This window comes from Agromyces cerinus (assembly GCF_016907835.1).
GTDB classification, from domain to species: domain Bacteria; phylum Actinomycetota; class Actinomycetes; order Actinomycetales; family Microbacteriaceae; genus Agromyces; species Agromyces nitratus.
Genome location: NZ_JAFBCT010000001.1, coordinates 582,070 through 604,140, shown reverse-complemented (window position 1 = coordinate 604,140; position 22,071 = coordinate 582,070). Strand labels below are relative to the sequence as shown.

Annotated in this window: 21 protein-coding genes; 7 read left to right on the top strand and 14 right to left on the bottom strand. The window is 71.5% G+C overall.

Going from position 1 to position 22,071, the window contains the following annotated elements; translation table 11 throughout:
* The first annotated feature begins 2 nt into the window (after positions 1 to 2).
* Complete coding sequence (locus tag JOE59_RS02815) at positions 3 to 1,265, top strand: alanine racemase (protein WP_204458845.1); 1,263 nt, start codon at positions 3 to 5, stop codon at positions 1,263 to 1,265.
* Here JOE59_RS02815 and JOE59_RS19185 read toward each other — a convergent pair.
* The gene (locus JOE59_RS19185; RefSeq protein ID WP_374191110.1) at positions 1,262 to 1,615 is read right to left on the bottom strand and encodes a hypothetical protein; all 354 of its coding nucleotides are present in this window, start codon (positions 1,613 to 1,615) and stop codon (positions 1,262 to 1,264) included. The two genes, JOE59_RS02815 and JOE59_RS19185, sit on opposite strands and share 4 nt — an antisense overlap.
* A gap of 218 nt (positions 1,616 to 1,833) precedes the next feature.
* On the opposite strand from JOE59_RS19185, the gene JOE59_RS19050 reads away from it, so the two are divergent.
* Genes JOE59_RS19050 through JOE59_RS02800 form a run of 3 tightly spaced genes read left to right on the top strand, consistent with a single transcriptional unit; the run spans position 1,834 to position 4,140 of the window.
* Positions 1,834 to 2,973: an amidohydrolase family protein gene (locus JOE59_RS19050; RefSeq protein WP_307836924.1), complete on the top strand. Its 1,140-nt coding sequence runs from the start codon at positions 1,834 to 1,836 to the stop codon at positions 2,971 to 2,973.
* Between the two features lies 1 nt (position 2,974).
* On the top strand, positions 2,975 to 3,706 hold the full coding sequence (locus JOE59_RS02805; protein ID WP_179550770.1) for an IclR family transcriptional regulator: 732 nt from the start codon (positions 2,975 to 2,977) through the stop codon (positions 3,704 to 3,706).
* Positions 3,707 to 3,756: 50 nt separating this feature from the next.
* Entirely contained in the window at positions 3,757 to 4,140 is a 384-nt protein-coding gene (locus tag JOE59_RS02800; RefSeq protein WP_204458844.1) for a RidA family protein, read from the top strand.
* A 63-nt stretch (positions 4,141 to 4,203) separates the two neighbouring features.
* Here the strand turns inward: JOE59_RS02800 and JOE59_RS02795 are convergent, their stop codons facing one another.
* Complete coding sequence (locus JOE59_RS02795; protein WP_179550772.1) at positions 4,204 to 5,265, bottom strand: aspartate-semialdehyde dehydrogenase; 1,062 nt, start codon at positions 5,263 to 5,265, stop codon at positions 4,204 to 4,206.
* 174 nt (positions 5,266 to 5,439) lie between these two features.
* The gene (locus tag JOE59_RS02790; protein ID WP_074258437.1) at positions 5,440 to 6,714 is read right to left on the bottom strand and encodes an aspartate kinase; all 1,275 of its coding nucleotides are present in this window, start codon (positions 6,712 to 6,714) and stop codon (positions 5,440 to 5,442) included.
* Between the two features lie 126 nt (positions 6,715 to 6,840).
* Here JOE59_RS02790 and JOE59_RS02785 point away from each other — a divergent pair, with 126 nt between their 5' ends.
* Complete coding sequence (locus tag JOE59_RS02785; RefSeq protein WP_204458843.1) at positions 6,841 to 7,335, top strand: hypothetical protein; 495 nt, start codon at positions 6,841 to 6,843, stop codon at positions 7,333 to 7,335.
* Between the two features lie 16 nt (positions 7,336 to 7,351).
* Here the strand turns inward: JOE59_RS02785 and JOE59_RS02780 are convergent, their stop codons facing one another.
* The 4 genes from JOE59_RS02780 to JOE59_RS02765 all read right to left on the bottom strand — a co-directional run bounded on the left by JOE59_RS02780 (position 7,352) and on the right by JOE59_RS02765 (position 12,089).
* Positions 7,352 to 8,473 (bottom strand): ScyD/ScyE family protein, encoded by a 1,122-nt coding sequence (locus JOE59_RS02780; RefSeq protein ID WP_204458842.1) that lies wholly within the window; start codon positions 8,471 to 8,473, stop codon positions 7,352 to 7,354.
* Positions 8,474 to 8,645: 172 nt separating this feature from the next.
* A complete protein-coding gene (locus JOE59_RS02775; protein WP_204458841.1) occupies positions 8,646 to 9,005 on the bottom strand; it encodes a nuclear transport factor 2 family protein in 360 nt (119 codons plus the stop codon).
* A 46-nt stretch (positions 9,006 to 9,051) separates the two neighbouring features.
* A complete protein-coding gene (gene recR, locus JOE59_RS02770; protein ID WP_204458840.1) occupies positions 9,052 to 9,648 on the bottom strand; it encodes a recombination mediator RecR in 597 nt (198 codons plus the stop codon).
* 2 nt (positions 9,649 to 9,650) lie between these two features.
* On the bottom strand, positions 9,651 to 12,089 hold the full coding sequence (locus JOE59_RS02765) for a DNA polymerase III subunit gamma and tau (protein ID WP_204458839.1): 2,439 nt from the start codon (positions 12,087 to 12,089) through the stop codon (positions 9,651 to 9,653).
* 90 nt (positions 12,090 to 12,179) lie between these two features.
* On the opposite strand from JOE59_RS02765, the gene JOE59_RS02760 reads away from it, so the two are divergent.
* On the top strand, positions 12,180 to 12,539 hold the full coding sequence (locus JOE59_RS02760; protein WP_239560065.1) for a TraR/DksA family transcriptional regulator: 360 nt from the start codon (positions 12,180 to 12,182) through the stop codon (positions 12,537 to 12,539).
* 78 nt (positions 12,540 to 12,617) lie between these two features.
* On the opposite strand, the gene JOE59_RS02755 is transcribed toward JOE59_RS02760, so the two are convergent.
* From JOE59_RS02755 to JOE59_RS02745, 3 genes are all read right to left on the bottom strand, one after another.
* The gene (locus tag JOE59_RS02755; protein WP_239560064.1) at positions 12,618 to 13,748 is read right to left on the bottom strand and encodes a fatty acid desaturase family protein; all 1,131 of its coding nucleotides are present in this window, start codon (positions 13,746 to 13,748) and stop codon (positions 12,618 to 12,620) included.
* 119 nt (positions 13,749 to 13,867) lie between these two features.
* Positions 13,868 to 15,169, bottom strand: coding sequence for an MFS transporter (locus tag JOE59_RS02750; protein WP_179550776.1), 1,302 nt, complete (start codon positions 15,167 to 15,169; stop codon positions 13,868 to 13,870).
* Entirely contained in the window at positions 15,166 to 15,744 is a 579-nt protein-coding gene (locus JOE59_RS02745) for an ArsR/SmtB family transcription factor (RefSeq protein WP_179550777.1), read from the bottom strand. The genes JOE59_RS02750 and JOE59_RS02745 overlap by 4 nt, the downstream gene beginning before the upstream one ends.
* A gap of 100 nt (positions 15,745 to 15,844) precedes the next feature.
* Here JOE59_RS02745 and JOE59_RS02740 point away from each other — a divergent pair, with 100 nt between their 5' ends.
* The gene (locus JOE59_RS02740; RefSeq protein ID WP_204458838.1) at positions 15,845 to 16,390 is read left to right on the top strand and encodes a P-loop nucleotide/nucleoside kinase family protein; all 546 of its coding nucleotides are present in this window, start codon (positions 15,845 to 15,847) and stop codon (positions 16,388 to 16,390) included.
* On the opposite strand, the gene JOE59_RS02735 is transcribed toward JOE59_RS02740, so the two are convergent.
* The 4 genes from JOE59_RS02735 to JOE59_RS02720 all read right to left on the bottom strand — a co-directional run bounded on the left by JOE59_RS02735 (position 16,363) and on the right by JOE59_RS02720 (position 21,951).
* Complete coding sequence (locus tag JOE59_RS02735) at positions 16,363 to 17,574, bottom strand: acetate/propionate family kinase (protein ID WP_179550778.1); 1,212 nt, start codon at positions 17,572 to 17,574, stop codon at positions 16,363 to 16,365. The two genes, JOE59_RS02740 and JOE59_RS02735, sit on opposite strands and share 28 nt — an antisense overlap.
* Positions 17,571 to 19,736, bottom strand: coding sequence for a phosphate acetyltransferase (gene pta / locus JOE59_RS02730; protein WP_179550779.1), 2,166 nt, complete (start codon positions 19,734 to 19,736; stop codon positions 17,571 to 17,573). Before pta ends, JOE59_RS02735 begins: the two co-directional genes overlap by 4 nt.
* Positions 19,705 to 20,469 carry a DUF998 domain-containing protein gene (locus JOE59_RS02725; RefSeq protein WP_179550780.1) on the bottom strand — a complete coding sequence of 255 codons (765 nt, stop codon included), beginning with the start codon at positions 20,467 to 20,469 and terminating at the stop codon, positions 19,705 to 19,707. Before JOE59_RS02725 ends, pta begins: the two co-directional genes overlap by 32 nt.
* 129 nt (positions 20,470 to 20,598) lie before the next feature.
* Positions 20,599 to 21,951 (bottom strand): DUF1254 domain-containing protein, encoded by a 1,353-nt coding sequence (locus tag JOE59_RS02720; RefSeq protein ID WP_179550781.1) that lies wholly within the window; start codon positions 21,949 to 21,951, stop codon positions 20,599 to 20,601.
* Positions 21,952 to 22,071: the final 120 nt, after the last annotated feature.

The window sequence follows — 22,071 nt, the reverse complement described above, 5'->3', positions numbered from 1 at the left end:
GGATGCCGCTGCAGACGCGACTCGCAGCGCTCGCCGACGATCGGCTGAGCGCAGCAGACAAGGGCCTGCCCGCCCGCGCCGACGGACTCACGGTGCGCGAGTTCCTCGCGACCGAACCGGCGCTCGCCGAGTTCTGGACCCCGCTGCTCGCGCTCGACGAGCGGGCGCTCGCGCACAACGCCTCGGTGATCCAGGGCTGGTGCGACGATCGCGGTCTCGAACTCATGCCGCACGGCAAGACCACGATGGCCCCGGCCCTCTGGCAGCTCCAGCTCGACGCCGGCGCCACCGGGCTCACCCTCGCGACCCCCGGACAGGTGCGTACGGCGCGCTCGTTCGGCATCGCCTCGATCATGCTCGCGAACACGCTCGTCGCGCCGGCCGCGCTCGCGTTCATCGCCGGCGAACTCGCCGACCCCGACTTCGCGTTCCGCTCGTGGGTCGACTCGGTCGAGACCGTCGAGGCGATGGAGCACGGCCTCGCAGGTCTCGCACTCCCCCGCCCGATCGACGTCCTCGTCGAGCTCGGCGGGGCCGGCGGCCGCACGGGCGCTCGCGGCGTCGACGAGGCCGTGCGCATCGCCGAGCGCGTCGCCGCGTCGCCAGTGCTGCGGCTCGCGGGCACCGCCGGCTACGAGGGCAGCCTCGGCCACGATCGCTCCCCCGCGGTGCTCGACGCCGTGCGCGGCTACCTCGCCGAGATGCTCGCGGTGCACGCGGCCGTACGCGGCCTCGCCGACGGCGAGCTCATCGTCACCGCCGGCGGCAGCGCGTACCTGGAACTGGTCGCCGAGGTGTTCGCGCCCGCGATCGCCGAGGAGGGCACCGGCACCCGCTGGATCCTCCGCTCGGGCGCCTCGCTCCTGCACGACGACGGCTTCTACCACGGCATCTCGCCGATCGACGGCGAGCTCACGCCCGCGATGCGCGGCTACGCCCGCGTCGTCTCGCACCCCGAGCCGGGCCTCGCGCTGCTCGACGGCGGCAAGCGCGACTTCCCCTACGACGAGGGCCTGCCCGTGCCGTTCGGCGTCGCCGAGGCACCCGGTGCCGTCGAGCGGCAGCTCGCCGGGGCATCCGTGACCGCGCTCAACGACCAGCACGCGTACCTCCGCGCCGACGGCCCGCTCGATCTCGCCATCGGCGAGGTCGTGTCGCTCGGCCTCTCGCACCCGTGCACGGCGTTCGACAAGTGGCGCCTCATCCCGGTCGTCGAGGGCGGCGGTTCCGACCGGGTGGTCGCGCTCGTGCGCACGTTCTTCTAGGAGCCCCGGTGTCGATCCTCATCCGAGACGTGATCGTCGTCGATGCCGACGGCGTCGGCGCCGAGGCATCCGATGTGCTCGTCGACGGCGAGCGCATCGCTCGCATCGCGCCGGCGGGCTCCGTCGACACCGGCGACGCTCACCTCGTCGACGGCCGCGGCCGGCTGCTCATGCCCGGCTTCGTCGACGCGCACTCGCACGCCGACGGCGCGCTGTTCGACTCCGACGTGCAGCTCGCCCTGCTGCGCCAGGGCGTCACGACCGTCATCGGCGGCCAGGACGGGGTCTCGTACGCCCCGGGCGACGGCGCCTACGCCACCGAGTACTTCGCCGCGATCAACGGCGGCCACCCGGGCTATCGCGGCGGCGGGGTCGCCGCCCTGCTCGCCGCCTACGACGGCGCCACCGCGGTGAACGCCGGCACGCTCGTGCCAGCGGGCACCGTGCGATTCGTGGTCTCGGGTCGGTCGACGGATGCCGCATCACCCGCCGAGCTCGCCCGCATGCGTGCCCTCGTGGCCGAGGGCCTCGCCGACGGCGCCCTCGGGCTCTCGACGGGCTCGACTACGTGCCGGGCATCTTCGCCGACACCGAGGAACTCGCCGCCCTCGCGGCACCCGTCGCCGAAGTGGGAGCCGTCTACGTCTCGCACATGCGCGGCGGCTACGAGGCGAACTCCGCCGCGGGCATCGCCGAGGTGGCCGCGATCGCACGCAGCTCGGGTGCGCGCGTGCACGTCTCGCACTTCCACGCCGAGCCGCACCTCGTGCGGGAGCTCGTCGCCGAGCTCGACCTCGCCGGCGTCGACGCGACCTTCGACGCCTACCCGTACACGCGCGGCTGCTCGATCCTCGCGATGCCGATCCTGCCCGCCACCCTCACCGTGCAGCCCACCGCCGACGTCGTCGCCGAGCTCGCCGACCCCGCGGCGCGCGCCCGGCTCCGCCGGGAGTGGTTCCCGACGATCACGCGCTCCGCGAGCCTCGGCCCGGAGTGGCCGTCGATGCTCACGCTCGCCCATGTCGCGGCGCCCGAGTACGACTGGGCGCACGGCCTCACGATCGCGCAGGGGGCTGCCGAGGCATCCGCTCGCTCGGGCACCTCGATCGACGCGATCGACTTCGCCCTCGACGTGCTCGTCGCCTCGCGGCTCGAGGTCGGCGCCGTGATGGCCGTGCAGCACGAACGCAGCGATACCGGGCTCGCGGAGATCCTGTCGCACCCGGCGGCCATCGGCGGCTCCGACGGCATCTTCATCGGCCGCCACCCGCACCCGCGGGCGCGCGGCTCGTTCGCGCGGTTCCTCTCGATGCTCGTGCGCGAGCAGGTCGCGCTCGGCTGGGCGGATGCCGCGGCGCTCGTCTCCTCGCGCGCGGCGGCCCGGTTCGGGCTCGGCGACCGCGGCGCGGTACGCGAGGGCCGCATCGCCGACCTCGTGCTCGTCGACCCCGATGCCGTGCGCGCGACCGCGAGCTACGGGGAGCCGCTCGGGCTCGCGGTCGGCATCGACGATGTGCTCGTCGCCGGTGTGCCCGTGCTCGCGGGCGGCGCGCTCACCGGAGCGACGCCCGGCCGCGGCATCCGTCGGTCGCCTGGTGCCGCCGCCCTCGGTCCCGGACCACTCATGTCGCACCGGACCGCCGACATACCTGGTCCCGTGGTACACGAGTGGTCCCGAGGCATCGAAGCAGAAGAAGAGGAGGCCTGACATGTCGCAGAGCGTGAAACGCGCCGCCCGCATCATCGACGCGATCGCGGCCGACCCGCGCACCGTCGCCGAGCTCGCCGAGGCCTTCGAGCTGCACCGGTCGACGATGTTCCGGGAGTTGCAGGCGCTCGAGGAGGTCGGTTGGGTGCGCCGGCGCGCATCGGGCCGCTACACCCTCGGCACCCGGCTCGCCGCCCTGTCGAAGGAGGCGCTCGACTCCCTCGACCTGCGCGAGGCGGGTGCCGAGCACGTGCGCCGGCTGCAGCGCCGTACCGGCAACACCGTGCACCTCGCAGCGCTCATGGACCGCTCGATCGTCTACGTCGACAAGGCCGAAGACGAGTCGGGCGTGCGCATGTACTCCCGCATCGGCCGCGCGGTCATCCCCAACTGCTCGGCAGTCGGCAAGGCGATCCTCGCCGACCTCGACCGTGCGGGCCGCGACGCGGTGCTCGCCGGGGTCACCTGGGAGCGGTACACCGAGCTGACCATCACCACGCGCGAGCGCCTCGACCGCGAGCTCGCCCTCGTGCGCTCCCGCGGCTGGGCCGCCGACGACCGCGAGTTCGAGGACTTCGTCAACTGCATCGCCGTGCCGATCCGCAGCTCGCTCGGCATCGTCGGCGCGCTCTCGGTCACGGCGATCCGCATGGTCGCCGACCTCGACCGGTTGCGGGCGCACCTGCCCGCGATGCGCGAGACCGCCGACGCCATCGCGCGAGAACTCGGCTGACGCTCCCACCGCTTCCCCATCCACCGACCCGCCATCGCACAGGAGGAACCATGTCCAAGATCGCCGTCACCCTCTCGAACGCCCCGAAGCCCGCAGGCCCCTACAGCCACGGCGTCGTCGCGAACGGATTCCTCTACACCGCCGGGTTCGGCCCGCAGGACCCGGCCACCGGCGAGGTCGTGCCGGGCGGCGCCACCGAGCAGACCCGCCAGGTGCTGCGCAACATCGGCGCCGTGCTCGCCGAGTACGACCTGTCGTTCGACGATGTCGTGAAGGTCACCGCCCACCTCGAAGACCTGGCGGACTTCGCGGAGTACAACGGCGCCTACGCCGAGTTCTTCACCGAGCCCTATCCCGTTCGCACCACGGTGGGCTCGCGCCTCGCGAACATCCTCGTCGAGATCGACGTCGTCGCCGCGATCCCGCAGGGCTGAGCGAGCACCGAAGACAGCGGATGCCCCGTGGCCGATCGGCCACGGGGCATCCGTCGTTCGAGGCTAGACCGCCGCGGGCAGCTTCGCCGCCACGAGCTCCGCGATCTGCACGGCGTTCAGCGCCGCGCCCTTGCGCAGGTTGTCGTTCGAGACGAAGAGCACGAGACCCTTGCCCTCGGGCGCCGACTGGTCTTGACGGATGCGGCCGACGTAGCTCGGATCGGTGCCCGCCGCCTGCAGCGGGGTGGGCACGTCGGAGAGCTCGACGCCCGGTGCCGCGGCGAGCAGCTCGGTCGCGCGCTCGGGCGTGATCTCGTTCGCGAACTCGACGTGGAGCGAGAGCGAGTGGCCCGTGAACACCGGCACGCGCACGCAGGTGCCCGCGACGCGCAGGCCAGGCAGCTCGAGGATCTTGCGGCTCTCGTTGCGGAGCTTCTTCTCTTCGTCGGTCTCGAGGTCGCCGTCGTCGACGATCGAGCCGGCGAGCGGGATCACGTCGAACGCGATCGTGCGCGGGAACTTCTCGGCAGTGGGGAACTCGACCGCGGCACCGTCTTGCACGAGGCCGATCGCGTCTTGCGCGACCGCGGCGCGCGTCTGCTCGAGCAGCTCCTCGCCGCCCGCGAGACCGGCGCCCGAGACCGCCTGGTACGTGCTCACGATGAGTCGTTCGAGGCCGGCCTCGTCGTGCAGCACCTTCAGCACGGGCATCGCGGCCATCGTGGTGCAGTTCGGGTTCGCGATGATGCCCTTCACGGCCTGGTCGATCGCGTGCGGGTTCACCTCGCTGACGACGAGCGGAACGTCGGGGTCCATGCGCCAGCCGCTCGAGTTGTCGATCACGGTGACGCCGGCGGCGGCGAAGCGCGGCGCCTGGGCCTTCGAGAGCGTGGCACCGGCGGAGAAGATCGCGAGGTCGAGACCGCTCGGGTCGGCGGTCGAGGCGTCTTCGACGACGATCTCCTCGCCCTTCCACGGCAGCGTCGTTCCGGCGGAGCGCGCCGAGGCGAAGTAGCGGATGGAGGCGACCGGGAAGTCGCGCTCCTCGAGCAGGCGACGCACGACCGCGCCGACCTGACCGGTGGCGCCGACGACGCCGATGTTCACTCCGTTGGTGTTGCCCACGTGCACTCCTCAATCGCCCGCCGGCCATCAGGCCGCCGGGAAGCGTTCTTCCATTGTCCCAGCCCGGGCGGCGCCGCCCGGCGGTTCGCGGAACCTTGGCAGGATTGCCCCGGGATCCGCGAGGATTTCGATGATCGAGCGGATGCGGCATCCGCTCGACCTGCGATCAGGCGATCAGCGCCCGGTGCCGCCGTGCACGACCGCGTCGTCGTCGCCGTCGAGCTCGAACGCCGAGTGCACGGCACGAGCTGCGGCGTGCACGCTGTCGGCGCGCGTGACGACCGAGATGCGGATCTCGCTGGTCGAGATCATCTCGATGTTGATGCCGGCCGTGTAGAGGGCCTCGAACAGGCGGGCGGACACGCCTGCGGCCGAGCGCATGGCGGCGCCGACGAGCGAGAGCTTGCCGATCTGGTCGTCGTACTGCAGCGAGAGGAAGCCGATGGCCTCCTGCGCGCCCGCGAGCGCCGTGAGCGCGCGCTCGCCGTCGGACTTCGGCAGGGTGAAGGAGATGTCGGTGCGGCCCGTCGAGGCGGCGGAGACGTTCTGCACGATCATGTCGACGTTCGCGTTCGTGCCGGCGACGATCTTGAAGATCTTCGCGGCGACGCCCGGCTTGTCGGGCACGCCGACGACCGTGATCTTGGCCTCGGTCAGGTCGACCGCGACACCTGCGATGACGGACTCTTCCACAGCTTCTCCTTCGGGAAGGCGCGCGGGGTCGTAGACGATGGTCCCCTCGCTGTTGTTGAACGACGAGCGCACATGCAGGGTCACGCCGTGGCGGCGTGCGTATTCCACTGCGCGGATGTGCAGGACCTTGGCGCCGGATGCCGCGAGCTCGAGCATCTCCTCGCTCGTGATCCGATCGAGCTTCCGGGCCTTCTTCACGATCCGGGGGTCGGAGGTGAAGACGCCGTCGACGTCGGTGTAGATCTCGCAGACATCCGCGTCGAGCGCGGCCGCGAGCGCGACGGCGGTCGTGTCGCTGCCGCCGCGGCCGAGCGTCGTGATGTCGCGGGTGTCGCGGTTGAAGCCCTGGAAGCCGGCGACGATGACGATCGCGCCGTCGTCGAGCGCCTCGCGCAGCCGCACCGGGGTGACGTCGACGATGCGGGCGGCGCCGTGGGTGGCGTCGGTGATCATGCCGGCCTGGCTGCCCGTGAACGAGCGCGCCTCGTGGCCCATGCCCTTGATCGCCATCGCGAGCAGCGCCATCGAGATGCGCTCGCCCGCCGAGAGCAGCATGTCGAGCTCGCGCGGCGCCGGGAGCGGCGTGACCTCGTTCGCGAGGTCGAGCAGCTCGTCGGTCGAATCGCCCATCGCGGAGACCGCCACGACGACGTCGTTGCCGGCCTTGCGGGTCTCGACGATGCGCTTGGCGACCCGCTTGATGCTCTCCGCGTCGGCGACGGACGACCCGCCGAACTTCTGCACGATCAAGCTCACGTGGTCTCCCAGGGGTGGTTTGCTGGCTGCCGCTCGGGTGGCCGGCGCCGGAAGCACCATCATACGGCGGGCCCGCATACCCGCCCGGCTATGTGACGTTCGCCGAGGCGGCGGTAGCGTGTTCCCATGTCGGAGCCGCTTGCGAGCTGGTCGGAGTTCAACGTCGCGATGGTGGGCGCGACCGCGGCCCTTGCGGGCCTCCTCATCGTGGCGATGTCGGTGAACATCGCCGAGATCATGAAATCGGTGACGCTGCCGCCGCGCGCCGCCTCCTCGATCGCGGCACTCGTGCTGGCGATCACGGCGGCGGCCTTCGGGTTGATCCCCGGGCAACCCGTCGCGGTCTACGGCATCGAGGTGCTCGTCGCGGCGCTGCTGGCCGGCCTCTTCCAGCTGCACGCGATCCGGGTGGTCATGCGCGAGGATTCCGTGTCACCGTTCGATCGGGTGCTGAAGAGCATCGCGGGAGTGCTGCCGGTCGCCGCGTTCCTCGGCGGGGCCGTGCTCGTCATCGTCGGCGCAGCGGAGGCCGGACTCATCGCCATGGCGGTCGGCTCGGTGCTCAGCATCGTCGCCGCACTGCTCATGGCATGGGTCGTGCTCGTCGAGGTGCTGCGATAAGGGCAGCGCGTGCCGCTCAGCGGAGGTCGACCCGGATCACGGAGCCGTCTCCCGCCGAGACCGAGTCGATGGTGAGGAACGCGGAGTTGCCGCGGATCGCCACGCCGTACGGTGCCGACAGGTTCGCCGCGACCGCCTCGTGCACCGAGCCGCCCGCCGTGATCTTGCGCAGCGAGCCGACGTGTCCGTCGAAGAAGTTCGCATCGTCGAGTTGCACGGCGTAGAGCGTGCTGCCCCTCCAGGCGAGGCTCGTGACCATCGTGAGGCCGGTGGCGTACGCCGACACCTGCCCGTCAGCGGTCACGCGCCAGATCGTCGATCCGCCGGTCGGGAAGGGGAAGCCCGTCAGCTGCGACACGTAGTATGCGCCATCGGGGCCCACCACGACGTCGGTCGGCACCGCCTGCGGCGCGATCAGCCCGGGACCGAAGGGGTTCGGCACGGGCGGCCCATCGGGGAACACCGCGACGGTGCTCTCGCCGCGAGTGCCGACCGTGAGCAGGTCGTTGGCGCCCGCGTCGGTGACCGCCCAGTTCTTGGAGTTCAGCGCCGTGAATCCGACCGCGTTGCTGTCGGGCGGGATGTTGCCGTCCGGGTTGTTCGCGATCTCGTAGGCGTTGAGGTCGACCGCGAGGGCGAGATCGGCTCCGGTGATCGGCACCGACTGCAACCGCCCCGTGCGCAGTGTGCCGAGGGCGGCGTACTGGGCCGGCAGGGCGTCGCGCGCTGTCGCGGCGCCGCTCAGGCCGCCGATCAGCACGGTGATCGTGTTGCCGCGCACATCGACGTCGGATGCGCCGATGACCTCGCCGTTGAAGCTCATCGTGGGCAGCGCGGTCACGACCCGTCGCTGCTCGGCGCCGTTGACCTCGGTCACCGCCCCGGTCAGGCCGCACACCAGGAACTCCGGACCGACCCCGGGAATGGGGCCGCAGGAATCGGCCGTGCCGGCTTCGGCGACGTAGAGGCGCTGGCCCGGGCCGACTGCGATCTGCCGCGGATTGTCGAGCCCCGTGGCGACCGTAACCGGGTCGGACCCGGGCGGAGCCGCGTTGGCCGACGGTACGGCCACGATGAAGAGGCTGAGGCCGACGATCGCGGTGACCGCGGCAGGAATCGAACGAAGTCTGCGAGACATGGAAACTCCTCGGAGGAGGATACGGCGCGACGGATGCCGCACAGGCAAAGCCTTCCGAACGACGGATGCCGCCACAAGGCCTAATGTGAGTTTTCCTCACCCCCTGTTCGGGGGCATGCCTCTCACCGGCGGTCGAGGTCCCCTCACCAGCGGCGGCGGGTGCAGCCCTCACTCAGCCCTTGTGCGACCGCGCCATGTACCACTCGGTGTACTCGGTGGCCCTGCCGTCGTCAGCGAGGCGCACGATCCAGAGGTTCAGGTAGTCGCGCTCGGCCGGATACACGGTGCGCCCCTCGATCACGACGAAGTCGTGGTCCTCGTGCACGATGCGCCAGTCGAACGCCCAGGAGCCGGGATCGTCGAGGTCTTCGAGCCAACCCGCGACGATCGCGTCGCGGCCGACTCTCGGCTCCGAATCGGGACTCGTGAAGTACCGGGCGTCATCGGTGAAGAGCGCCCCGATCTCAGCCGGATCGTTCGACTCCCATGCCGCGACGTACCCAGCGACCCACTCCGCACCCCTGCTCGCCATTGCTCCGTTCTATCGGCGGGCGAGCCGACCGTCAAGGGCGCGTGCGTCAACCGACGACGCGACGCCCCTCGAACGCCCGCCCGAGGGTGACCTCGTCGGCGTACTCGAGGTCGCCGCCGACGGGCAGGCCCGAGGCGAGACGCGTGACACGGATCTCGAGGGTCGACAGCAGACGGCTGAGGTAGGTCGCGGTCGCCTCGCCCTCGAGGTTCGGGTCGGTGGCGATGATGACCTCGGTCACGGTCGCATCGGCGAGTCGCTGCATCAGCTGGCGGATGCGCAGCTCATCGGGGCCGATGCCGTCGATCGGGCTGATCGCTCCGCCGAGCACGTGGTAGAGCCCGCGGAACTCGCGGGTGCGCTCGATGGCGACGACGTCTTTCGCCTCCTCGACCACGCAGATGAGCGCAGGGTCGCGTCGCGGGTCTCGGCAGATGCCGCACGTCGCCTCTTCGGAGACGTTGCCGCAGATCTCGCAGAACCGCACCTTCTCGCGAATCTGCATGAGGATCTCGGCCAGTCGACTGACGTCGAAGTGCTCGGTCTGCACGATGTGGAACGCGATTCGCTGGGCGGACTTCGGACCGATGCCCGGCAGGCGACCGAGCTCGTCGATCAGTTCCTGGACGATGCCTTCGTACATGATCAGCCACGCTCCCCGAAGCCGGGCCGCGACGGCGCTTCGACCTCTTCGAGGAAGGTCGCACCGAGTACCTCGCGCACGACGGCCTCGCCGTAGCGCTGGATGCCGCCGTCGTTGGTGGTCGACTGCGGGCGGGCGGCGCGCTTTGGCGCGCGGTCGGCGCCGGCCACGGGAGCAGCCGGGGCCGACGGGGCAGCGGGCGCCGAGACCGGCGCAGCGGCTACGACGGGTGCGGCTGCTTCGAGGATCAGCTCGGGCTCCGGCCCCGGATCGAAGGGCGGCTCCTCGTCTTCGGGCGGCGCATCGGCGTCGTCGGGCAGATCGCCGACGTCGACTCGAGCGGGCACCGACGCGACGGTCGCCTCGGCGACGGGCGCCGCTTCTGCCGGTGCGGGCCGTTCGGCGAGCGCCGTCGCGGTACGGCCGCCCGACTGCGCTGACTCGGCCCCGTCGCTCTCGCTCGGGTCACGAGGGATGGCCACGGTCGCCCATGAGTCGACGGGACCGGATGGAGCCGGCGCGGTCGGGGCCGGCACGCTCGGCTGCGAGCCGGCACCGGGCGCCGATCGTGTCGCGGACGCGGATGCTGACGCCGTCGGGCGCGCACCAGCGGCAGAGGTCTCGGCCGTTGCCGGCTTCGCCGAGCCTGACACCGAGTCGCTCGCTGCGTCTGCAGGCCGCGTCGACGGCGGCACCGGTGCGGGCGGGGACGCGGGCGCCGGCGGGGTGGCGACCGGAGCACCGCCGGCCGGCGAGCCACCGGCGCCGTCGACCCGGGCGACGAACTTCACCCGCACGCCGAGCACGTCGACGATGGCGCCGCGGAGCAGCTCGCTGACACTCTGCCCGGGCGCACCGCCGCGGAAGCCCGCGACGTCGTGCTCGCTCGGGAACGCGAGGACGAGCACGTCGCCGTCGCGGAAGTCGCGCACCTGCGCGGTGAACGCCACCATCCAGGCACTGCGCTTGGTGCGCTGGAGCGAGGAGAGCACTTCGGGCCAGGCATCACGGATCTGCTGGAGCGTGACCGGTCCGACGGGCTTCGCGGGCGCAACCGGCTCGGGCGCAACGGGCTGGGCCTTCACAGGCGCGGCCGTCTCCGACGTGGTCGGTGACGGCGCCGCCGCAGGCACGGCGTCAGCCGGTGCGGCCGGCGGTGCCTGCACCGGTGCCGGCGTCACCGCACGCTCGGCCGGTACCCGTGCCGCCGTGGCCACCGGCTCGGGACGAGCGGGTCGCGCGTCGGGGGCTTCGAGAGAAGCCCCGGCGGCATCGACCACGCCGACCCGCCGTTCGAGCCGCTCGACGCGCACGAGCGCACCCCGCTCGGTGTCGTCGGCCGCGGGCACGAGCACCCGCGCGAGCATGAGCTCGAGGTGCAGGCGCGGCGAGGTGGCACCGGTCATCTCGGTGAGGGTCTGGTTGACGAGGTCGGCGACCCGCGACAGCTCGGCCTGGCCGAACGCGGCGGCCTGTGCCGCCATGCGGGCGAGCTCGTCTTCGGGCACTCCGCGAAGCACCGCGGCGGCCGTCTCGGGCGAGGAGGCCGCGACGACGATGAGGTCGCGAAGGCGCTCGAGCAGGTCTTCGACGAAGCGACGGGGGTCTTGACCGGTCTGCACGACCCGGTCGGCCGCGGCGAACGCCCCGGCCGCATCGCCCGCGCCGATCGCGTCGACGACCTCGTCGAGCAGGGCGCCGTGGGTGTAGCCGAGCAGGGCGACGGCCCGCTCGTAGTCGATGGTCGGGCCGTCGGAGCCGGCGATGAGCTGGTCGAGGAGCGAGAGCGTGTCTCGCGGCGACCCGCCGCCGGCGCGCACGACGAGCGGCAGCACGCCCGGCGCGACCTCGACGCCCTCTTCGGTGCAGAGCTGCTGCACGTACTCGAGCATCGGCCCAGGCGGCACGAGGCGGAACGGGTAGTGGTGCGTGCGCGAGCGGATCGTGCCGAGCACCTTGTCGGGCTCGGTCGTCGCGAAGATGAACTTGATGTGCTCGGGCGGCTCCTCGACGAGCTTCAGCAGCGCGTTGAAGCCCTGCGGCGTGACCATGTGGGCCTCGTCGAGGATGAAGATCTTGAACCGGTCGCGCGCCGGGGCGAACACGGCGCGCTCGCGCAGGTCGCGCGCGTCGTCGACGCCGTTGTGGCTCGCCGCGTCGATCTCGACGACGTCGAGCGACCCGCCGCCGCCGCGAGCGAGCTCGACGCAACTGGGGCAGACGCCGCATGGGACATCCGTCGGGCCCTCTGCGCAGTTCAGGCAGCGGGCGAGGATGCGCGCCGACGTCGTCTTGCCGCAGCCGCGAGGGCCGCTGAACAGGTAGGCGTGATTGACACGATCGGTGCGGAGCGCCGTCATGAGCGGCTCCGTCACCTGGGACTGGCCGATCATCTCGGCGAACGTCTCTGGCCGGTAGCGGCGATACAGGGCGGTGACCACGCATCAATCGTAGTTGCCGCGTCCGACACCACGGCCGGATGCCGAGGGCGTACCATGCGGGAATCGGAAGGGGGCGTGATGACGTCGACGATGACACAGGCACAGCTCGATCGGTTCCGGGCGAAACTCCTGCAGGAGCGTGCCGATGCTGAGGGCCGATTCGTCGAGTTCGGCGACGTCATGAGCGAGGTGCGGGCCGCGAGGTCGGGCGCCTCGGCCGATGACGAGCACGACCCCGAGGGGCCGACGATGACCCAGGAGTGGTCGCAGCGCACCGCGGTGCTCGCCGATGCACGGGCCGAGCTCGCCGACATCGATCACGCCCTGGCGCGCATCGACGACGGCAGCTACGGCTTCTGCGGCGACTGCGGCAAGCGCATCACCGTGCCGCGCCTCGAGGCGCGACCCACGGCCGAGCTCTGCATCGACTGCGCGCGACTCGCGCGCTGACGGCGGCGACCCGTCGGCACGCCGGCACACGCTGCGCCCGGCCGTGCGCCGACGCGCGGGCCGGGGCGGCGCGCTGCGTCAGTCGCGACGGCGGTACGAGTTGATCATCGGGCAGTCGAACGGGTCGCGCGCGGCGAGCCCGACCCGATTGAGGTAGGCGATGACGATCGCGTACGACTCGACGAGCCCCGTCTCGGTGTAGCGAACGTCGTTCTCGCGGCAGTACTCGCGCACGATCTGCTGCGTGCGGGCGAGCGCGGGCCGCGCCATGCTCGGGAACAGGTGGTGCTCGATCTGGTAGTTCAGGCCGCCCATGAACGAGTCCATGAACTTCCCGCCGCGGATGTTGCGGCTCGTGAGCACCTGACGCTCGAGGAAGTCGACGCGCACGCCGCGCGGGATGAGGGGCATGCCCTTGTGGTTCGGGGCGAACGAGGCGCCCATGTAGACGCCGAACACGCCGAGCTGCACGAGCAGGAAGACGGTGGCGAGCAGCGGCGGGAACGCCCAGAAGACGAGCGCGACGGTGCCGATGAGTCGAACCGCGATGAGCGTGATCTCGAGGCCGCGCCGCTTGACCGCGCCCTTGCCGAGCACGTGGCGGATGCCGTGCACGTGGAGGTTGATGCCCTCGAGCAGCAGCAGCGGGAAGAACAGGTAGCCCTGCTTGCGCGTGATCATGCGCACGAGCCCGCGGCTCTCCGCCGCGTCCTCTTCGAGGAATGAGATCGTGTCCTTCACGATGTCGGGGTCGCGGCCGATCACGTTCGGGTTGCCGTGGTGGCGCGTGTGCTTGTTCATCCACCAGCTGTAGCTGATGCCGACGACGAAGTTCGCGAGGATGAGGCCTGCCCAGTCGTTGGCGGGCCCCGAGCGGAAGACCTGGCGGTGCGAGGCCTCGTGCGCCATGAAGGCGAACTGGGTGAAGATCACGCCGAGCGCGGCGGCGACGACGAGCTGCCACCACGAGTCGCCGATCGTGACGGATGCCGCGATGGCGGCGCCGAGCACGACGGTCCAGAAGACGGCCTTGCGCACGTAGAAGCCCACGAATCGGTCGAGCAGGCCCTCGGCCTTGATCTGACGCGAGAGCTGCGCGAACCCGCTCTGCGCCGGATCCACCCCTTCGCGACGGCGACCCGCCGTGAGGATGACGGGCGACATGGTGCCCAGTGCACCGTCGGGGCGTTCTACGACCTGCAGGCTCATGCGTGCTCATCTCGTCGTCCGAAGGTGCGAATGGTACTCAGACGAACGTTTCGGGGGTGTGCTTCATCGGCCGATGTCGACCGTGCAGCGAGCGTACGAACACGGCGGCCGGGATCACATCACCCGGGTGAGCCATTCGCACCCCGTACCCCCGTAGGGGTGCGGGCGGCGGCGAGCCCCGTGAACGAGCGCAGGTAGAGCGGGCTCGAGCCGAGCACGAGGTAGATGATCGCGCAGCCGAGGAGGGTCGGCGCGAGCCCGAACCGCTCCACCGAGAAGCCGCCGAGGAAGGCGCCGAGCGGCATCGAGGCGGCGACGCCCGCGGTCATCGCGCCGAAGACGCGGGCGCGCACGCCGTCGGGCACGAGCCCGTACATCGCGGTCGCCATCATGGGGTTGAGCGCCCCGGCGGCGAGGCCCGAGAACACGAGGATCGGCAGCAGCACCGGCACCGGAGCGCCGAGCGCCATCGCGAGGTACGGCGGCGTGCCGGCGAGCACGAAGCAGAGCGCGAAGACCACGCGGCCCGAGTAGCGATGGCCGGCGGCGGCGAAGAGCGCCGACCCGGTGAGGGCGCCGGCAGCGAAGCATCCGACCATGAACCCCAGCACCGCGGGGTTGCCGAGCACCTGCGTGGCGTAGACGGGTTTCAGCACGGTCATGCCCGCCGCGTCGATCGCGTTCGTGAGCGTCACGAGCAGCACGATCGAGCGCAGCAGCGGCGAGCCGGCGATGAAGCGGATGCCCGCCACGAAGCCGCCCTGCACGGGCGCGTCGGCCTCGGCGACGGATGCCGCGGCTCGCCGCGGCACGAAGCAGACGACGAGCAGCGCCGACACGGCGAAGCCCGCTGCGTCGACGACGAGCGCCGGCATCGGGCCGGCGAGCGCGACGAGGGCGCCCGCGACACCCGCTCCGATCATCATGGCGGTGCGCTGCACGGTCGACTGCGCGCCCGCCGCGCGGGCGAGCGGAACCCGGGCGAGCTCGGCGAGATCGGGCATGAGCACGGTCTTCGCGGTGTCGCCGGGTGCGTCGAGCAGTCCGCCGAGGAAGACGAGGGCGAGCAGCACCCCGAAGTGCAGCCCGACGGTCGCCGCGAGCGCCGGGATCGCGAGCACGGTGACGCCGCTCGCGACGTCGGCGACGATCGAGGAGGTGCGGTAGCCGAACCGGTCGACGAGCACTCCCCCGAGTGCGCCGCCGATGACGAGCGGCACGGTCGCGAACACGCCGGCGACGCCGGCCGCGAGCGGGGAGCCCGTCTCGGTGAGGGCGATGATCGGGATCGCGATGAGCGCGATCGCGTTGCCCGACAGCGAGAACAGCTGCGCGGCGAAGAGGGCGACGAGCGGGGTGCGGCGGTGCGGGGCATCCGTCGTCGAGGGCTCGGCCGTCGCGCCCGCGGTGTCGTTCGTCATCGTTCGGGCCTCGGGAAGGTGTGGGTCATCCAGCGCACGGCCCTCGTGCCGGGCCGCGGCGCGCGGCCGACGGCCCACCATTTCTCGCGCACCGCGTCGAGCTCGGCGTTCAGCTCGCGGAACTCGTCGATCGTGAGCCGGGCCCCGCCATCGCTCGAGTCGGAGGCGGCGATCCATTCGGGTTCGAGCACCGCCTCTGCGTCGATCGCCTCGAGCAGTTCGCGATGGTACGAGTCGAGCACCACGCGCCGCATGGCATCGGATGCCGCGTGGGCCTCGGGGTCTCCCAGGAACTCCTCGGTGCGCCAGCTCGTGATGAGGTGCGCCGCCCGCCACCACCGCTCGCGCCTGTCGCGAGCGAGCTCGGGCGCCTCGACCACGAAGCCGTGCTTGGCGAGGGTCGACACGTGGTAGCTCGCCGACCCCGGTGCCTCGCCGGTGCGCTCCGCGAGGGCGCCGACCGTGCTCGGCCCCTCGAAGCGCAGCAGGCCGAGGATGCGCAACCGCATCGGGTGCGCGAGCGCCCGCATGGCGCCGGCGTCGTGCAGGTCGATGGTCTCGCGCGGGTCGTTCATGCCGCCAGCATAGTTCCACAAGAACTCTTGTGCAATGGTTCTTGTGGATACCGTTCGCATGCACACGGCGAATCGAGGTGGGCCCTCCTAGAGTGGCGGCATGAGTCGGGTGGTATTCATGTGCGGTCCGGCGGGATCAGGCAAGTCCACGGTCGCGCGCGAACTCGAGGCCTCGGGTATGACGCGGCTGTCCTTCGATGAGGAGGCGTGGGAGCGCGGCATCCGCGAGCAGCCGCTCGCCGAAGACGTCCGGCGGGAGATCGAGACCGCGCTTCGGCATCGCCTCGTGGAGCTGGTGTCGGCCGGCATCGATGTCGTGCTCGACTACTCGTTCTGGTCGCGGCGCATGCGCCGCGACTACCGAGAGCTGCTGCGCCCGCTCGGCGTCGAGCCCGAGACGATCTACCTCGCGACGCCACGTGACGTGGTTCTCGCCCGCGTCGCAGCACGCGACGGCGCCGCCGCGAACGAGGTGGAGCTCAGTCCGGAGGTCGCCGCGACGTACTTCGACGCGTTCGAAGCGCCGACTCGGGATGAAGGCCCTCTCGTCATCCTCGGCGACGATCCGCAGCCACGCCCAACCCCATCCGGATCCGCCCCGGGAAGTAAGGAGTCCGGTCAGGCGCCGACGAGCTCCAGCGTCTGACGGGCGATCTCGAGCTCTTCATTCGTCGGCACGACGAGCACGGCGGTCTTCGAGGCGTCCGTCGAGATGCGCCGGGCGACCGAACCGCGCTGCTGGTTGCGCTCGGAGTCGAGTTCGACGCCGAAGCCCTCGAGCCCGGCGAGCGCGAGCTCCCGCACGTCGGGCGAGTTCTCGCCGACGCCCGCGGTGAAGACGATCGCGTCGACCCGGCCGAGCTGGGCGGCGTACGCCCCGACGTAGGAGCGCACCCGGTGCGCATAGACCTCGAGTGCGAGCGTCGACGCCTCGTCGCCCGCCGCCCGCGCGGCGACGAGGTCGCGCATGTCGGCGTGCCCGCTGAGGCCGAGGATGCCGCTCTGCGAGTTCAGCAGGTGGTCGAGGCCATCGGCGTCGAGCCCGGCCCGGCGCTCGAGGTGCAGCAGCACGGCCGGGTCGATGTCGCCCGACCGGGTGCCCATGACGAGCCCCTCGAGCGGCGTCATGCCCATGCTCGTCTCGACCGAGCGCCCTTCGGAGACCGCGCAGACGGATGCACCGTTGCCGAGATGCAGCACGATCATGCGGAGCTCCTCGACGGGACGTTCGAGGAACGCGGCCGCGGCACGGGAGACGAAGCGGTGCGAGGTGCCGTGGAATCCGTAACGGCGGATGCGGTGCTTCGCCGCGAGCTCGCGATCGATCGCATACGTGTAGGCGGCCGGCGGCATCGTCTGGTGGAACGCGGTGTCGAACACCGCCACGTGCGGCACGTCGGGGAACGCTCGCTGCGCAGCCTCGATGCCCTCGAGGTTCGCGGGGTTGTGCAGCGGCGCGAGCGCCGAGAGCTCGTCGATGTTGATCTTCACGAGCGGCGTGATCACGGTCGGCTCGAAGAAGCGCGCCCCGCCCTGCACGACCCGGTGACCGACCGCGATCGGGGCGTGCGCCTCGAGCGACGGGCCGTGGGCGGCGAACGCCTCGAGCATCACCGCGAAGGCGGCCTCGTGGTCGGCGACCTCGCCGGCGGCGTCCCACGTCGAGCCGAGGCTGTCGTTCTCGGGCCCCTCGTGGCGGTGCCTGGCATGGCCGACACCGCGGCCGATGCGCTCGACGAGCCCGCTCGCGAGCGTCTCGGATCGCTCGACGTCGATGAGCTGGTACTTCAGCGACGACGACCCCGAGTTCACGACGAGCACGACGCTCATGACGGGTCCGCCGCCTGGATCGCCGTGATGGCCACGGTGTTCACGATGTCCTGCACGAGGGCTCCGCGAGAGAGGTCGTTGATGGGCTTGCGGAGGCCCTGCAGCACCGGCCCGATCGCGACGGCGCCCGAGGAGCGCTGCACCGCCTTGTACGTGTTGTTGCCGGTGTTGAGGTCGGGGAAGATGAAGACCGTCGCCCGCCCCGCGACATCCGACTCGGGCAGTTTCGTGCGCGCGACCGCGGCATCCGCCGCCGCGTCGTACTGGATCGGCCCCTCGACCGCGAGCTGCGGCGCGCGCTCGCGCACGAGCTCGGTCGCCCGACGCACCTTGTCGACGTCGGCGCCCGAGCCGGACTCGCCGGTCGAGTACGAGAGCATCGCGATGCGCGGCTCGATGCCGAACTGCGCCGCGGTCGCCGCCGACGAGATCGCGATGTCGGCGAGCTGCTCCGCGGTCGGGTCGGGCACGATCGCGCAGTCGCCGTAGACGAGCACGCGGTCGGCGAGCGCCATGAGGAACACGCTCGAGACGACGTCGACACCGGGCTTGGTCTTGATCACCTCGAACGAGGGCCGGATGGTGTGCGCGGTCGTGTGCGCCGCCCCCGAGACCATGCCGTCGGCGAGGCCGAGCTCGACCATCATCGTGCCGAAGTACGACACGTCCTGCACGGTCTCACGCGCCTGCTCGAGCGTGACGCCCTTGTGTGCGCGGCGCCGCTGGTACTCCTCGGCGAAGCGGGCGACGTGCACGAAGTCGTGGTTCGAGAGCACCTCGGCCTTCGAGAGGTCGAGGCCGAGTCCGATCGCGCGCGAACGCACCTCGATCTCCTCACCGAGGATCGTGAGGTCGGCCACGTCGCGGGCGAGCAGCGTCGCGGCGGCGCGCAGCACCCGGTCGTCGTAGCCCTCGGGCAGCACGATGCGCTTGCGCGTCTGCCTGGCGCGCTCGAGCAGGTCGTACTCGAACATGAGCGGCGTCACGACCTCGGGGCGCGCGACCTCGAGCAGGTCGAGCAGCGCCTGGCCGTCGACGTGCTTCTCGAAGAGGGCCAGGGCGGTGTCGCGCTTGCGCTGCGACTCGGCGGCGAGCCTGCCCCGCGTGTGCGTGATCGCGAGCGCCGTGTCGTAGCTCGAGAGCTCGGTGCGGATGATCGGCAGCCCTGCCTTCAGTCCGTCGACGAGGCGGTCGACCTGCTCGGCGATCGGGATGCCGCCGTTCAACACGATGCCCGACAGCGACGGGAACGTCGCGCTCGAGTGCGCGGTGAGCACCCCGAGCAGCACCTCGCTGCGGTCGCCGGGCACGACGACGACGGCACCCTCGGTGAGGTGGGTGAGCACGTTCTCCATCGACATCGCCGCGACGATCACGCCGAGCGCCTCGCGGTTGAGCAGCTCGGGGTCTCCGGCGTGCAGGGTGCCGTCGACGGCCTCCATGATGGCGCGCATCGACGGCGCGACGAGGTACGGGTCCTCGGGAATGGCCCAGGTGGCGACGGATGCCTCGGCACCGCGTCCGGCCGAGGCCGACGAGCTGTTGGGTCGGGCCGCAGCAGCCACGGCCTCGACGATGTCGTCGAGCCGCTCGGGGTCGGCACGGTTCGCGACGATGCCGAGCAGGGTCGCGTGCTCGCGCTCGAGCTCCTCGACGGCGAGCTCGGTGAGCTGCGCGAGTTCGTCGGGGCTGCGCGCATCGGAGTAGCCGAGCCGCTCCGAACGGCTGCGCCCCTGCCCCTGGCCGACGCGGCCGCCGAGCACGAGCAGCACCGGGGCGCCGAGGTTCGCCGCGATGCGCGCGTTGTAGGCGAGTTCGGTCGGGCTGCCGACATCCGTGAAGTCCGAGCCGATGATGACGACCGCGTCGCAGCGGTCTTCGACGGCCTTGAACCGGCTCACGATGGTCGCGAGCGCGCCCTCGGGGTCGGCGTGCACGTCGTCGTAGCCCACGCCCACTGCATCGTCGTAGGGGATCTGCACGACGCCCTCGTGGGCGAGCAGCAGTTCGAGCACGTAGTCGCGCTCGTCGGTCGACCGCGCGATCGGCCGGAACACGCCGACCCGGGTCGCGCGGTGGGTCAGGGTGTCGAGGGTGCCGAGCGCCACGGTCGACTTGCCCGTGTTGCCCTCAGCCGAGCAGATGTAGATGCGGTGCGCCACCCGTCCAGCCTATTGGGCGGGCGGTATCCGCGGTCTGGGAATCCGCCATCGATCGCCGGAGCACCGACGCGGTCGTGATGCGGTGCTGGGTCGCCAGCGACACGGCCGTCAGCCAGATGAGCGCCGAGGTCGTCGCGATGAGTTCGAGCCACCCGCCGAGCCCGGTGGCGACGCCCGCGAGCGAGAGGATGCCTCCTGCAGCCGCCGCCGCGATCACGAGCACGAGGCTCGGCGTGGCGAGCGCCGCATAGACGCGTCCGAACCGGAGCGTCTGGATGATCGCGACTCCGGCGAGCGCGAAGCCGAGCACCGCGGCCGTGGTGTGCACGAGGTCCTGAGGGGCCGCACCGGGCGTGAGCGGGATCGGGCAACCGGTGCTGCACGGCACTGCCGCCCCGACCCCGAACATCGCGCTCGCGGCGAGCAGGCTCGTGCTCACGGCCCATGCACCGAAGAGGCCCCGCCCGCTGCGAAGGCCCCAGAGGCCGAACGCCGACGCCGCACCGCCGAGCGCGACCATCGCGAGCGACACGTTGAAGGCGACCGACGTGATCTCGCCGGCGGCACCCAGGCCGCTGACGTAGGTGTCGCCCGGGAAGACGATGCGGGACGCCCACATCATGCCGAGGGCGAGCAGCACCAGGCACGCGCCGCCCAGGCGGAGGGCGGCGGCAGCGGGGTGGTGGAGCCAGCTCGAGGCGGACGGGGAGACGAGTGAAGTGGATCGGGGCACTGTCTCCACGTTAGGAAACCCGCGTCGCCCGCACATCGACTGCCGGTACCGCCGACGTCGTACCGTGGTCGGATCGTCAGGGCGGGGGCCATCCGCCGTGCGGATGACCCCGGCAGCGCTCGAGCGGAACTACGCCGAACGCTCGATCGCGGGCAGCACGTAGCTGCCGTCGATCACGGACTCGTCGGGCATGTACATGCGCAGGAGCGGGCGGAACGCCCCGGTCGGGGCCGGCAGCCAGTTCGCGGCCGCCGCCGGGTCGGCGGGGCGTGCCGCGCTCATCGTGATGGTGATCCCGCCATCGGCGTCGCGCACGACGCCGGCCGTGCGGTCGCCGATCGAGTACCGCTCGATCTCGTTGGCCACGAGGTAGAAGTTCGGCACGCTGTACATCGTGAGCGACCAGAACGCACCGACCGGCGGCGTCGGCGACAGCCGCAGCGTGTACGAGTGCGAGCCGTCGAGCGGCTCGCCCGCCGCGTCGACATAGGTCATGACGTAGGCGGCCTCGTAGGCGTGGTTGCCCCAGAGCCCGCCGAGCGCGCCGGCGGCACGCTGCGCGATGCGCACCTTCGGGTCGGCGATCTTCCACGCGGGGTCGTCGATGGTGCCGACCTCGAAGAAGTCGAGGTTGTAGTCGAAGACGTGGTAGGTCAGCGTCCAGCCGTTCACGACCGGAGCGGCGCCCGAGTGCAGGATCTGATCGAGGAGCGCCCGGCCCTGCATGAAGCCCGCCTCGAGTGCCACCTTCACCTCGTCGTCGAGCGAACCGACGGGCTCCGCCCCGAGGAGCCCGAGCGGGGCGAACGACGCCTGCAGCGCGGCATCCCGCTCGCCCGGCGGGAAGGTCTGCGAGTACACCCGGAGCTTCTCGAAGAAGTCGAGCGCCTCGGTCGGCCCGGCCTCGGCCTCGGGGAGCCCGACGGGCGGCACGAGCGAGCGGCGCAAGGGTGTGAGCGTCGTCGCGTCCTGCAGCGCGTGCACCGCGGGCAGATCGTCGGTGCCGTCGCACGCCCAGCGCCCGACGATGGAGGCGATGCGGGTCGGGAAGCGGATCGCGATCGCATCGCCGGCGTCATCGGCCTCTCCCTCCCAGTCGGGCGGCAGCAGCAGGAAGTCGCGGGCGCCGGTGCCCGTGGCGCGCTTGCCCACGTAGGCGAAGTTGTTCGTCCACGCGTCGACGAACTGCAGCACGTAGTATCGGCCGGCCGTGTCGGGCACGCTCAGCAGCACCGGCCCGACGCTGAGGTCGATCGAAGCCATCGAGTAGACGGTGTCGTTGTTGATCGAGACGAAGGTGTCGTCGGCCGTCGTGAGCGCACGCGCATGGCTGAAGGTGTTGAACGGCGCGGCCGGGTTCGCTCCGATGCCGGTCGTCACGTAGCGGTTCACCTGCTCGAGGTCGAACACGATCGGGAAGCCGTACACGTACGCCTCCGCCGCGAGTTTCGCGAGCCCTGCATCCACTGAGATCCCCCTCATCCGTCGTCATCCCAGCCTATGGTCCGGCCCAGCCGCGCAGCGCGAACGAAACCCGAGCAGTCTTCGCTTATGCTGTTCGGGCACATCGACGTGCCGTGCCGACTCCCCCAGCGGTGCGAC

Excerpts from the sequence above, each read along its gene's own strand:
- JOE59_RS02720 (WP_179550781.1), bottom strand. The coding sequence starts at position 21,951 with ATGAGGGGGATCTCAGTGGATGCAGGGCTCGCGAAACTCGCGGCGGAG.
- JOE59_RS02735 (WP_179550778.1), bottom strand. The coding sequence starts at position 17,574 with ATGAGCGTCGTGCTCGTCGTGAACTCGGGGTCGTCGTCGCTGAAGTAC.
- JOE59_RS02740 (WP_204458838.1), top strand. The coding sequence starts at position 15,845 with ATGAGTCGGGTGGTATTCATGTGCGGTCCGGCGGGATCAGGCAAGTCC.
- JOE59_RS02815 (WP_204458845.1), top strand. The coding sequence starts at position 3 with ATGCCGCTGCAGACGCGACTCGCAGCGCTCGCCGACGATCGGCTGAGC.
- JOE59_RS02785 (WP_204458843.1), top strand. The coding sequence starts at position 6,841 with ATGTCGGAGCCGCTTGCGAGCTGGTCGGAGTTCAACGTCGCGATGGTG.
- JOE59_RS02805 (WP_179550770.1), top strand. The coding sequence starts at position 2,975 with ATGTCGCAGAGCGTGAAACGCGCCGCCCGCATCATCGACGCGATCGCG.
- JOE59_RS02755 (WP_239560064.1), bottom strand. The coding sequence starts at position 13,748 with ATGAGCCTGCAGGTCGTAGAACGCCCCGACGGTGCACTGGGCACCATG.
- JOE59_RS02780 (WP_204458842.1), bottom strand. The coding sequence starts at position 8,473 with ATGTCTCGCAGACTTCGTTCGATTCCTGCCGCGGTCACCGCGATCGTC.
- recR (WP_204458840.1), bottom strand. The coding sequence starts at position 9,648 with ATGTACGAAGGCATCGTCCAGGAACTGATCGACGAGCTCGGTCGCCTG.
- JOE59_RS02750 (WP_179550776.1), bottom strand. The coding sequence starts at position 15,169 with ATGACGAACGACACCGCGGGCGCGACGGCCGAGCCCTCGACGACGGAT.
- JOE59_RS02745 (WP_179550777.1), bottom strand. The coding sequence starts at position 15,744 with ATGAACGACCCGCGCGAGACCATCGACCTGCACGACGCCGGCGCCATG.
- JOE59_RS02775 (WP_204458841.1), bottom strand. The coding sequence starts at position 9,005 with ATGGCGAGCAGGGGTGCGGAGTGGGTCGCTGGGTACGTCGCGGCATGG.
- JOE59_RS02760 (WP_239560065.1), top strand. The coding sequence starts at position 12,180 with ATGACACAGGCACAGCTCGATCGGTTCCGGGCGAAACTCCTGCAGGAG.
- JOE59_RS02800 (WP_204458844.1), top strand. The coding sequence starts at position 3,757 with ATGTCCAAGATCGCCGTCACCCTCTCGAACGCCCCGAAGCCCGCAGGC.